The following is a 12,007-nucleotide window of genomic DNA, read 5'->3' on the forward strand; positions in this document are numbered from 1 at the left end:
TTTTATGGTAAAATTTATTGGTAGATAAAATGGAGGGATACGATTGCGTAAAAGAAAAAATTTAATGATTTTATGTGTATTGATTCTGTCATTCTTCCTATGCGGCTGTACATTAAGCGAACCTGAAAACAAGGATTTATTTCAATACAAAGATTCATATATAGGTGACAACTCTGCAATCGGGAACATAGTGAGGCAATTAGCCAACCGTAAACTTTTACAAGGTTTTGAACTTCAAACAAAAGAAAAACCATACGGAATAACTTTAAATTATAAATATGTTGAAGGTGTAACAATGGGAGATATAGTCGAAGAGACCATAATTCTCAATTCCACCTTTCTCTTTGCGTTAGTTAATAATGCAGACTGGGTAACTTTTCATTTCGGTGACGAAACCCACACTGTTAAACGAGAAAAATTAGAGGCTTGGTATGGAAAAAAATTAAACAGTTTCGAAAACGAAAAAGAATTAAGAAAGCTCGTATACGATTTCTTTAATGATAAGAAGAAGATGAATGAATTTTTCAATACACCTTCGGGTTAAAACCAACGGGGTCCGGTACCTTTTCGCCATTTGAAAAGGTACCGGACCCCGGCTAGTTATTTCACCGAATCTCCCTCGATCAAACTCACATTGATTTTCTCTTTCTCTGCACCTTCATTCTTAATTAGCTTCAAAAGCTGCTCAGCCGCCAGCGCACCCCATTTATGCTTCGAATAGTTGATGGTAGCGAGCCTAGGATTCGTATAATGAGCGACTTCGATGTTATCGAATCCGATGATGGAAACATCATGTCCGACACGCAAATTGGACTTATTGATCTGGTTATACATCCCAATTGCCATCTCATCGTTCAAACAGAAGGCTGCTGCAGGACCATTAAACTCATCCACCATGACCTGTCCCGCCGATTCACCAGAACCTTTGCCAAAGTCTCCATTCAGCTCAATATAATCAATCAACGGATATCGCTTTACCGCTTTCCGAACGGCGTTCAAACGCTGCTGGGCATCAAAAGAATCTTCAGGCCCCTTCACAACATACAGCTTGCTGTGTCCTTTTTCTGCCACATAATCAACTGCCAATGTTGCTCCAGCTTTATTATCCAACAGCACCTGCGAGATGTTGTTATGATCCATCTCCCGGTCCATGACAACAAGCTTGTGCCCACGGTCAGCGTGACTCAGTAACTCGTCCGTTGAAAATGTGGCATCTAAGATAATCGCGCCGTCAATCATCCGCTCGGGCAGAAACCGGTGCGACTTTTCTCCGCTGCATACGATCAGTTCATAGCCGTTATTGTTCAGCGTTTCCATCATCCCTTGCAGCAGCTGGCCGTAAAACGCACCGCTGTAGTCGGTCAAAAATACACCGATGATGTTCGTCTGTCTTTTTTTCAATGAGCGGGCCGCCGCACTCGGCCGGTAATCCAGCTCTTTGGCTATAGCCATAATGCGTTCGGTTGTTTCCTTCGTCACCTTCGTACTCCCGTTCAAGGCGTAGGAAACCGTCGATATGGACACACCCGCTATTTTTGCGATGTCTTTTATACTGACCAATGACTCTCTCTCCAATCTTGGCTGCAAACGTTTTCTATTATTATACAATGACATGAAAGCAGTTTGCCGATTTTTGCTAGAGATGGAACAAGGCAACCTGATAATCAGGCCGCCTGTTTCCCATTACATATACACATGAATAACGTTATATCTTTGATTTAAAAGGTCTGAAATAACACTTCTTTGCACACGCATTCCGCCTTTTCTGTAGCGGTTTTCAATGCGGACAGATTCTGCCTCAATATGATTGACGACGACTTTCCCGCTCTTTTCACCATGCAAATGATAATGGAACGTCACAGGTTTTCCGTCGATTACATACCGGAATTCAAGTCCATCGAGTGAATCCGGCAAAACAGGGTCTATTATCAAGTCTTCCCCTGCCGTCCGAATGCCCAAACAATTTGAGATCAGCTGGTTCATGTAGATTCCAGGACCGCTTGAGTAAATTCTCCAGCCTCCTTTGACCTTTGCATCACCTGTTTTGAGTTCACCGAAACGTTCTTCCGCTTCATAACGCGATTTGAAATCTCCGTCCGAACTGCTGAAGTACGCGTTGCTCTGGCGGCGCTCCGCATTCGGCACCGCATCCTGAATGCCGACTGGATTGATCACGTTAAGGCCGCGCCAGACTTCATCTGTTTTACCGAGTTTGGCCATCGCCTCAACGAATCGGATGTGGGCATGGACATATTGCAGACCAACCTCGCGTCCGAAGTTCGACGCCTGTTCGGCACGCTTGAAATGTGTGCTCACACCGCCTTTATATTGCGCAGGCTTGTTCATGAGTCTAACGCCATCCGGGCAGTAGAACTTCTCACATATCAAATCATAGTGCTGTTGAGCTTGTTCTGCCGTTAATAGTTCGGCGATCATGCTGCGCGTCATCGGCAGCAGACGGTATTGTACTCCTGTCGTATCATCAGTCGGATGGAGCATCAATTTAGCCTCGTCCTGTTTTTCCATGTATACAAAACCTGGAATTACATCGTCTTGAAGCATGTACTTTTGGAAATCATCTTTAATATTTTGCGACAGCTGTGTCATTTCTTCTGCCGCTTCGCCGTTCACGTTTTCAAGCAGTTTCGAGAACTGCGTGATCGTCTGATACGTGAGCGCAACTGTCCACGAACTGATCAAATACTGCTTCAGGTCAGGATTTGCCGGCTGGAGCGTGTCATCCCAGTCACCGTCTCCGTAAGAAGACAAATGAGTATCATGCAAAAAGTTGTTCTTTATATATTGAATTTGTTTTTGAATATGCTCGTAAAGTGTCTCTTTTTTTTCTGTAAAACCAAAGCCTTCGCTGTCTGTGTATGGCACGTTTTCCTCTAAAATGCTAAAATCATGCGTTGCCACAAGATACTCAGTGACAGCTTTCAGCGGCCAGACGATGATATCGCCATGGCTTTCTTCTTGCTGAATTTTGTGATACTCATCGAACATGAACCATTGAGGCCAGTTTCCTGTGCTCTCATATTGATGAGTATATACTGTCAATAAAATATCTCTTACAGCATCATGATGCTGCATCGCAAGGAAATATTCGGTCGGCCCCTGGCACACATCACGTGTTCCCCACGCCGCGCCGCCATATTGCTCGAGTCCGTGCGGAACAGAATAATGAATCATCATGTTGTGAGTGTACCATGATGACAGGACGTTCATTTTCTGAAGCTCTTCCGTCTCTTCACCATGCTGAGACAGACGGAAACCGCGTTTCACACCGTTCATGTAATCACGATATTTTGCCACCTCTTGCTCCGCATCACGCTCAGCAAATGGAATGTCCTGCCCGTCAATCAGCCCCTGTACCGTCAGCTTCCATTCGGCCGCTGGCTGAACGTCTAACACTACAAGCGAAGCTGAGCCCGTTTGCATGCCTTTTCCGAAGATTCGCTCATCACTCACCGACATCTCAGCACCGTCCACTTTCATACGGTATCTTAGATACGGATACGTTTTGGCGCTGTCAGAAGCCTGATCGGCTGTAAACGTCAACACGTTATTTTCCTTATGCATATGGAACGGAACATCATATTCCATGTTGTTCATCGACACTTGGTTCGTCACAAGATAGCGATACGATTTACCGCTTTGTGAGGTAACCTGCAGCTGAACTTCAGGTGTATCAACCGTTGTGAAGTTCGTGATGATGATCGTGTCATCTTCTGTCTTGTAATACCAGCGTGCATAGTTGAATCCCATCTCAAACAATGACGGCATCGTCAGAAGATAGAATCGGCCGTCACGTTCCACATAAATACGCTGCCCGGATGTTTTTGTGATGTTCAATGCATTTCGGGTGTTAGTCAGCATCTTATGAAACGACGTATTGCCGACAACAAGCTGCGAGTTGAACACACCGTACATATACGAAGTCGTCGTGATCGTATCAGGCTTGTAGTGCACTGTCTCACCTGTTACGAGAATATGGCCATGCGGACGTTCTACAATTCTTTCTTTTGCCGGAAGCACCACGTGATCATGCTCAGGCGTAAAGAACGACAGCAGTGCATCACCTTCACGTTCTTCTAAAATTCTTTCAGGATAAAGCTTCTGAATCTCTTTTTCCGTCATTTCAACAGTTTGGAGTGATCCAGCAAATACTTCAGAAAGTTCTACATCTGGCATCAAGGCCGCATGACTATTTTCAAGCTTCTGAACCTCTTCCCAAGCTTGCTGTACCTCTTCCGAAAATTCCAGCTCCATCACTGCGGCTGGATGATCTTCTTTAAACACTCCGTAAAATACAAATCTCTCTTTTCCGTTGAGTTCTACTTTTTCCGACTGCAGGGCGATATACGCGAACTCATATTGATAGACTTCATTTGCGAGATGCTCCTGTTTCAGAGCTTCTGGCTCATCCGTCTCTTTATAAGACAATCCGAAAAATTGAAAGCCGTCTGTTGAAAAACCATCCGATTTGTTCAATGAACCTTGCTGCAAATACGGAAATGCCTTTCCGTTCGGCTGATTCTGGCGTGAACAAATGACATATCCAAGCTTGCTGTCATCGAACACTTTATGGTCAATATATTGCGATGTGAACGCTTCATTCGTCCTTACTGCACCTTGGTGGGCGATCCCTACGTCTTGTCCGTATACGAGATCGGCTTCTCCTTCACCATCGAGAACAACATCCCAGAACCAGATACCCTGCTTCGTTAACGTTAACGTCACTTCATACGAAACACCTTCGACCGCACCTTCCCAGATCACCTGCTTATCAGTATGGTGTACCTTGCTTCCAGAACGTACTCCAAGCAGCGGGTACGCTTTTACTCCGTCAAGCTGGTGCAATCTCAAATAAATATTGTTCAATGACCCGTCGATCGGATTGGATGCGAGCTGGTTGATCATCGTCTGGCCGTGGGACATCTTATACACGTCACCACTGTTCAAGAATGAAAAGGTAAAATCTCCTGCTTTTATTTCAAACGTTGCTTCTGTCGCTGTTGTCATGGTTTTCCCCTCGATTCTTTATTTCAGAAGTGTGAACGTTGCCGATTGAACATCGCGGCTGTTCGGTCCTGCATAAACGGTGAACGTTCCCGCATCGCTTTTATAAGTAAGATTTATATGATGATAGCGAAGCTGCTCCTCGGTTAAAGTGAAACTTACAGTCTTCTTATCTCCCGGCTGCAGCGGCAGCTTTTCAAAGTCTTTTAATTCTTTTAGCGGGCGGATTACTTCACCCGCCATATCACGCACGTACATTTGAACGATCTCTTCGCCTGCCATAGAGCCTGTGTTCTTCACATCCACACTGATAGTGAGCGTTTCATCAGGTGTCATCGTTTCTGACGAAATCTGGAGTCCGCTGTATTCATATGTTGTATAGCTTAAGCCGTAGCCGAACGGATAAAGCGGTTCATTCGGGATGTCCAGATATTGCGAGACATAACGCACTTGCGCATCAGGTGCACCTTGCGGCCGGCCTGTGTTGTAGTTGTTGTAATATACCGGAACCTGCCCAACAGTATGCGGAAACGACATCGACAGCTTACCGGAAAAGTTTGCATCACCGTATAAAAGGTCTGCCAGCGCCGCTCCGCCTTCTGTTCCCGGATACCACGCCTCTACGATCGCGTCACATTCCTGAACAACACCTGTCAGATCAAGCGGACGTCCGTTAAAGAGGACAACTACGATTGGCTTGCCGAGCTGTTTTATTGTTGATAAAAGCTCCAACTGGACTTCCGGCAACCTGATATCTCCGCGGCAACCCGCTTCTCCGCTCATATCAGAATGCTCACCGAGCGCCAGAACAATCACATCTGCTTTTTCGCCGGCATCGAGCGCCCCGTTCAACATTTCCTCAGAGCCTGTTTCAATATCCGATCCTTTAGCCACGAAAATTCCGCTCGATTTTTCAAGCAATCCATCATAAAGCTGAACCGCCTCTTCTTTCGATCCCTGCCAAGACCATGGTCCAAGAATGTCTCCGCTCTGCGCAAAAGGTCCGATGAGTGCTACTTTCTGCTCTGTTTTCAAAGGTAAAATTCCGCTGTTCTTCAGCAGCACGCTTGATTTAACTGCGAGCTCTTTTGCTGCCTTCCGATGATCGGCGTGCATGATAAGCTCTTGCTCACGCTCCACATCCGCTCCTCGGTGAGGATTTTCAAAAAGCCCTAACTTCTCTTTCAGTTCTAGAATCCGGATCACAGCCTCGTCTATCAAACTCACTTCTAATGATCCTTCTTCAACCAGTTCTTTCACGTGATGAACATACGTTGATGTCATCATCTCAATATCAACGCCGGCTTCGATTGCTTTTCGTGCCGCTTCTTTTTCGTCCTCTGCCACACCGTGCGGTATCATTTCTTTTACTGCACCCCAGTCAGAGATGAGCACACCGTTAAAGCCAATTTCCTCACGCAGCAAATCGCGCATGAGCCAGCGGTTGCCGGTTGCCGGTACACCTTCTACCGTATTGAACGCCGTCATGACCATCTCGCAGCCTTCGTCGAGCGCGGCTTTATAAGCTGGCAAATACGATTCACGCAGCTGCCGTTCGGACATATCGACGGTATTGTAGTCGCGTCCGCCTTCTGCTGCACCGTATGCGGCAAAGTGCTTCACGCACGCTGCTACGCGATCTGTCTCCTCCGTCATATTATTGCCCTGGAAACCGCGGACGAACGCCCGAGCAAATTCGCTGTTCAGATAAGGATCTTCTCCCGTGCTCTCCATCACTCTTCCCCAGCGCGGGTCGCGCACAAGATCGACCATCGGTGCGAACGTTACATGCACTCCTGAAACCGATGCTTCTTTCGCAGCAATCTCTGCGCTTCGCTCTGCTTCTTCCGTATCCCATGAGCAGCCGATCGCAAGCGGAACAGGAAAGATCGTTTTAAATCCGTGCACGATGTCTGCCATCATTAATAGTGGAATGCCGAGACGGTTTTCTTTTAAATGAGTTTCCTGGATGCTGCGCACCTCTTTGGCCCCTGAAGCACCAAGAACAGAACCGGTGTTTTGCACAACCTCCTCCGTTATTCCAAGCTCCGCCATCGGACCGGTGATCTGCCCGCCGTCTGATGCTCCTTTATAAAAAGGCGTAGCCAGCTGTGTCAGCTGGGCGATCTTTTCTTCTAATGTCATCTGCTGCAGCAGACTTTGGATACGGTTTGTGGTCATTAACATATCCTCCTCTATTAATATGGACACTATTTTGTTTTTCGAAACGTTTCTATTGAAGTCAAGGCGATTATATGACTCTCTCTCCTGAGTGTCAATTTCGAAGTTAGGTAGAACACATCGCCATCATACTTATAAAACCTTTTATTATCAAGGTTTCACAGCCCACAATGTGGAAAATAAAAGTATTTTTCATTTCGTGTATTGAAAACGATTACAACTTGAATTATAATGTGCTTATCGAAACGTTTCAACAACTAATTTCACTATCTCACAATATTTTTTTCAGAGTTAATCAAAACGTTTCACCTTTATACCACAGCATTTATCTTTAACCAGCGCTGCAAATACTGCGGCTTTTGGGGCACTCTTTACTTAAGAACAGGGGGAACTACCATGAAGAAGAATTGGTTTAAGAAAACAATGGCAAGCACGATGCTCGGCGCACTCGTTGTCTCTGGTGCACTATCCGGCTGTTCTGGCGGAGACAGTGACAAAACAACGATCACTGTTTGGGGAATGGGTGAAGAAGCGAAGTCCCTTCCTAAGATCGCGGAAGAATTCGAAAAGCAAAATCCGAAGATCGATGTTAAAGTACAGGCGATTCCTTGGGATCAAGCGCATGACAAGCTATTAACAGCTGTCGCATCAAAAAAAGGCCCAGACGTTGTTCAGATGGGTACGACTTGGATTCCTGAATTCGGTTCTGCAGGAGCATTGAAAGATCTGACTCCGCATGTGAAAGACTACCCGGAGCTTGATCCGAAAAACTATTATGAAGGTTCAGTTGAAACGACAAAGTACGAAGATAAAATGGTCGGTGTTCCTTGGTACATCGATACTCGTGTTCTTTACTACCGTTCTGATCTATTAAAAGAAGCGGGCTATGACAGCGCGCCGAAAACTTGGGACGAGCTAAAGGATGCAGCGGACAAGCTGGCTGACCGCGGCAAAGGCAAGTATGGCATCACGCTTGATCCTAAAGAGCAGAGCTTATCGTTCATGTTCGCACGCCAGAACGGTTCCGAGCTTCTGGACGCTGAGGGCAAGCCAATGTTTAACGAGCCGAAATTCGTTGAAGCCGTTGAATATTTGAACAGTTTCTACAAATCAGGTGCTGCTCCGAAAGAAGACCTTGGACTTGATATCATTCAGGCATTCGGCAACGACGGCATCCTTCCAATGTTCATCAGCGGACCGTGGATGATCAAGATGATCAACGACCAAGCTCCTGACTTGAAAGGAAAATGGTCAACAGCTGTTCTGCCTGCAAAAGAAAACAACCTTTCTGCTCTAGGCGGATCAAACCTGTCAGTATTTGAGCATACAGAGCATGAAAAAGAAGCATTAAAATTCCTTTCATTCATGAGCAAGCCAGAAACACAGCTAAAGTGGATGGACATGACAAACTCTCTGCCTTCTACACAAAAGGCGTGGGAAGATCCTTCATTAAAAGACAACGAACTTTACCAAGCGTTCGGCGAGCAGATGGAATCTTCCAAGCCAATGCCAGTCATCAAACAATGGGAAAAAATTGCTCAAACGTACCTTTCTAGCTATGAGAAAATCTACCGCGGCGGTGCGAATGTAGAAAAAGAAATGGATGCTTTCCAGAAAAAATCAGAAAACATTTTAAAGAAATAAGTCCGGTTTCTATAGGCATAACGAGCAGGTTATCCTGCTCGTTGTCCTTTATATAGCGGTCACTCGGGCGTTAATGGAAGGAAGGGACAGACATGAAAAGCTATTCAAACAAAACCCCGTATCTATTTATCGGGCCAGCTATCACCTTGCTTATGCTATTCTCTCTCCTGCCGATCTTCGTTGCACTTATCATCAGCTTCACGGATATTGACCTGGCCGGCATCGCCGACTGGTCGAACATCTCGTTTATCGGCCTAGAGAACTACAAAGAAATATTCAAAGATCCTATTTTCTTAAAATCGATCGGAAACACCCTTTTTTATGTCGTGTTCGGCGTTCCTTTCGTCATTATCTGCTCGCTTGGTATCGCGCTTCTCATTAATTTCGGACAAGCCCGCATCTTCAAAGCGTTTCGTCTCGTGTTCTATATGCCTTCGATCACAAACGTGGTCGCGGTTGCGGTCGTGTGGGCGTATCTGTATAACCCGCAGTTCGGTCTGTTCAACTACTTGCTAAGCTTCTTTAATGTTCCGGCTGTTCCTTGGCTGCAGGATCCGACGATGGCCAAAGTCTCGCTCATCGCCCTCGCCCTTTGGCGTGCGATCGGCGTAAACATGATCATCTTCCTCGCTGCATTGCAAGGAATTCCGAAAACATACTACGAAGCAGCACAGCTTGACGGCGCGAGCAACTGGAAACAGCTGACGAACATCACGCTTCCGCTTCTGCGCTACGCGATCTTCTTCGTATCGATCACAACGATGATCGGCTGGCTGCAATTTTTCGAAGAGCCTTTCGTCATGACAAAAGGCGGACCGCTCGACAGTACGACATCCGTCGCGTTATTCATCTATCGCAACGGATTCCAGCTAAGCAACTTCGGCTACGCAGCAGCAGGCTCATTCATCTTGTTCATCGCAATTATCATCATCACGATGATTCAATTCAGATTGCAGAAGAAAGATACAGACTTTTAAAGTGAGAAGATATGAGGTGAGAACATGAAAACGAACGCTTCTAATAAAGCTTTAACTAATGCCAAAAAGTCTTACAACACACAGCAATGGATCGCAGGAATCATCCTAGCGCTGGGCGGACTTCTTGTTTCCATCCCTTTTATCTGGATGATATTGTCGTCCTTTAAACCGGAAAGCGAAATCCTGCAGTTTCCTCCAACGCTGTGGCCAGAGGAGTTCACGCTCGAGCATTTCACATATCTGTTCGAAAACATGAACTTCGGTGTTTACTTGAAAAACACGATCATCGTCGTGCTCTGCTCATTCGGCGGACTCTTTCTGAACGCAATGGCAGGCTATGCTTTCGCTAAATACAAGTTTAAAGGCAAAGACAAATTGTTCTATCTCGTCCTGGCAACGATGATGATTCCAGGTCAGGTCACAATGATTCCGGTATACCTGATCCTGAACCAGATGGGTCTGACAAACACAATGGCCGGTATCGTCCTTCCGGGACTGGTCGGGGCGTTCAGCATCTTCCTGTTCCGCCAGTTCATGAGCACGATTCCTGATGAACTGTTAGAAGCCGCACGTTTGGATGGCGCAAGCGAGTTCCGAGTGTTCATGCAGGTTATCCTGCCGATTTCCCGCCCAATCCTAGCCGTGCAGGGTATCCTGACGTTCATCGCAGGATGGAACAGCTTCCTCTGGCCGTTGATTATCGCCAACGATGAAAGCCTGTACACGTTGTCAGTCGGTTTAAGCTTATTGAAAGGTCAATACGGCGGAAACTTCGCATTGCAGATGGCCGGCTCAACATTTATGGTAGTACCGATCATCATCATCTTCATGCTATTCCAGAAGCACATCATTGAAGGGTATACCATTTCGGGGATGAAGTAAGAAAACATAAAAAAAATTCTTCGGGGGTACGGTACCCCGAAAAGACAAAAATGCAAAAAAGTCCATATAGAGTGGACATCAAGCAGCCCCGAGAGGTCATCGACATGACCTCTTGGGGCTGTTTTTTTTTTACATATGTCATTGGAACGGATTTGCAGGTCTAATTCTGAATTTGCGGGTCGAAGTGAGAGTTTCTCGGGTCTAGATTGAAATTTACGGGTCTAATTCTAAATTTGCGGGTCTTGCCTATCTAGTGGCAATCATTTTGGCATAAGCTTAAACCATCCAGTGCGACTAACAAAAAGGCAGGTTTCTCATATGCTAATTTCTCCATACTAAAGTTTCTTCCTAAACGAATAACACCACTTCTCATAACCCATCTTTTCTTCATAAAAGCGATGAGCATCCTTGCGCTGCAAACCTGATTCTAACGACACATAATGCGCTCCGTTTTCTTTTGCCCACTCATGGACAGCATTCAGAAGCTTTTCACCGTATCCAAGCGAACGGCGGCTGTTATCCGTTATCAGGTCATAAATAAACACATGTCGCTTATTGTAAAAGTTAATCCTCAATCCAGCTCCAGCAAGCGCCACAATCGCATCACCATCATACCAGGCAAAAAGACGGTACCCCTCCTCTGCCATCTCGCTCAACAATTCAACATACTCAAGCTCTGTTAAGTCCGTCCGAAGCTGGCTCATAACAGGGTAAGCTTCTTTCCACTGTTCAGCCGTTGTCAGTTCCAGAACTCTCTCTTTCACTGCACTCATTTCACTAGCCCCCTAATGTCTTCCCATCCGTATACACTTTCGTTCAGTTCTTTTCCTTCTATCTCAATCTTAAGGGTGTCGATTCTCTTAGCCCCGAGCTTCTCATAAAACTGTCGAGAGGGATTATCTTCCAGAACACAAACGATCATCGAGAAAATCCCTTGCTCTTTAAGCTCTTCAACCAAAGGCTCCATCAGCATCTTCCCGATCCCTTTGTGCTGGTATTCAGCCAGCACATAGATCGCATACAATTCTCCATCAAATCCAGGATAATCTCCTGATCGTTCCGGACCGCCGTTTGCAAAACCAACGATCTCATCCTTCTCGTTTTCTGCAACAAATACTGTTGCTTTCGATAAAATATACTCCCATTGCTGCTCTTTACTTTCATAGGTCAGCTCATTTAAATGTTCATCCGGCACAATATTTCGGTATGTCGTTCTCCAGCTATCTACGTGTACTTTCGCGATGCTTTTTACATCAGCAGACGTTGCTTTTCTTATTTTCATGTAAACAGCCCTCTTCCAA

Annotated in this window: 9 protein-coding genes; 4 read left to right on the forward strand and 5 right to left on the reverse strand. The window is 45.8% G+C overall.

What is annotated here, in order from left to right; translation table 11 throughout:
* Window positions 1-43 precede the first annotated feature (43 nt).
* Window positions 44-544, forward strand: coding sequence for a DUF4825 domain-containing protein (locus CGZ90_RS05355; protein WP_240515348.1), 501 nt, complete (start codon window positions 44-46; stop codon window positions 542-544).
* A gap of 56 nt (window positions 545-600) precedes the next feature.
* On the opposite strand, the gene CGZ90_RS05360 is transcribed toward CGZ90_RS05355, so the two are convergent.
* From CGZ90_RS05360 to CGZ90_RS05370, 3 genes are all read right to left on the reverse strand, one after another.
* Complete coding sequence (locus tag CGZ90_RS05360; RefSeq protein ID WP_094251280.1) at window positions 601-1,560, reverse strand: LacI family DNA-binding transcriptional regulator; 960 nt, start codon at window positions 1,558-1,560, stop codon at window positions 601-603.
* Window positions 1,561-1,683: 123 nt separating this feature from the next.
* Window positions 1,684-5,025: a GH36-type glycosyl hydrolase domain-containing protein gene (locus tag CGZ90_RS05365; RefSeq protein WP_094251281.1), complete on the reverse strand. Its 3,342-nt coding sequence runs from the start codon at window positions 5,023-5,025 to the stop codon at window positions 1,684-1,686.
* A gap of 18 nt (window positions 5,026-5,043) precedes the next feature.
* Window positions 5,044-7,203, reverse strand: coding sequence for a glycoside hydrolase family 3 N-terminal domain-containing protein (locus CGZ90_RS05370; protein WP_094251282.1), 2,160 nt, complete (start codon window positions 7,201-7,203; stop codon window positions 5,044-5,046).
* 396 nt (window positions 7,204-7,599) lie between these two features.
* Between CGZ90_RS05370 and CGZ90_RS05375 the strand changes: the two genes are divergently transcribed.
* From CGZ90_RS05375 to CGZ90_RS05385, 3 genes are all read left to right on the forward strand, one after another.
* A complete protein-coding gene (locus CGZ90_RS05375) occupies window positions 7,600-8,847 on the forward strand; it encodes a sugar ABC transporter substrate-binding protein (RefSeq protein WP_094251283.1) in 1,248 nt (415 codons plus the stop codon).
* A 92-nt stretch (window positions 8,848-8,939) separates the two neighbouring features.
* Complete coding sequence (locus CGZ90_RS05380; protein ID WP_094251284.1) at window positions 8,940-9,824, forward strand: carbohydrate ABC transporter permease; 885 nt, start codon at window positions 8,940-8,942, stop codon at window positions 9,822-9,824.
* A 24-nt stretch (window positions 9,825-9,848) separates the two neighbouring features.
* Window positions 9,849-10,706, forward strand: coding sequence for a carbohydrate ABC transporter permease (locus tag CGZ90_RS05385; protein WP_094251285.1), 858 nt, complete (start codon window positions 9,849-9,851; stop codon window positions 10,704-10,706).
* A gap of 335 nt (window positions 10,707-11,041) precedes the next feature.
* Here CGZ90_RS05385 and CGZ90_RS05390 read toward each other — a convergent pair whose 3' ends face one another.
* Window positions 11,042-11,479 (reverse strand): GNAT family N-acetyltransferase, encoded by a 438-nt coding sequence (locus CGZ90_RS05390; protein WP_094251286.1) that lies wholly within the window; start codon window positions 11,477-11,479, stop codon window positions 11,042-11,044.
* Window positions 11,476-11,988 carry a GNAT family N-acetyltransferase gene (locus CGZ90_RS05395; protein ID WP_094251287.1) on the reverse strand — a complete coding sequence of 171 codons (513 nt, stop codon included), beginning with the start codon at window positions 11,986-11,988 and terminating at the stop codon, window positions 11,476-11,478. The genes CGZ90_RS05390 and CGZ90_RS05395 overlap by 4 nt, the downstream gene beginning before the upstream one ends.
* Between the last annotated feature and the right edge of the window lie 19 nt (window positions 11,989-12,007).

This window comes from Fictibacillus aquaticus, assembly GCF_002245695.1.
Lineage (GTDB): Bacteria > Bacillota > Bacilli > Bacillales > Fictibacillaceae > Fictibacillus > Fictibacillus aquaticus.

Coding starts and splice junctions, on each gene's coding strand:
- CGZ90_RS05365 (WP_094251281.1), bottom strand. CDS start 5,025: ATGACAACAGCGACAGAAGCAACGTTTGAAATAAAAGCAGGAGATTTT.
- CGZ90_RS05370 (WP_094251282.1), bottom strand. CDS start 7,203: ATGACCACAAACCGTATCCAAAGTCTGCTGCAGCAGATGACATTAGAA.
- CGZ90_RS05375 (WP_094251283.1), top strand. CDS start 7,600: ATGAAGAAGAATTGGTTTAAGAAAACAATGGCAAGCACGATGCTCGGC.
- CGZ90_RS05380 (WP_094251284.1), top strand. CDS start 8,940: ATGAAAAGCTATTCAAACAAAACCCCGTATCTATTTATCGGGCCAGCT.
- CGZ90_RS05385 (WP_094251285.1), top strand. CDS start 9,849: ATGAAAACGAACGCTTCTAATAAAGCTTTAACTAATGCCAAAAAGTCT.
- CGZ90_RS05390 (WP_094251286.1), bottom strand. CDS start 11,479: ATGAGTGCAGTGAAAGAGAGAGTTCTGGAACTGACAACGGCTGAACAG.
- CGZ90_RS05395 (WP_094251287.1), bottom strand. CDS start 11,988: ATGAAAATAAGAAAAGCAACGTCTGCTGATGTAAAAAGCATCGCGAAA.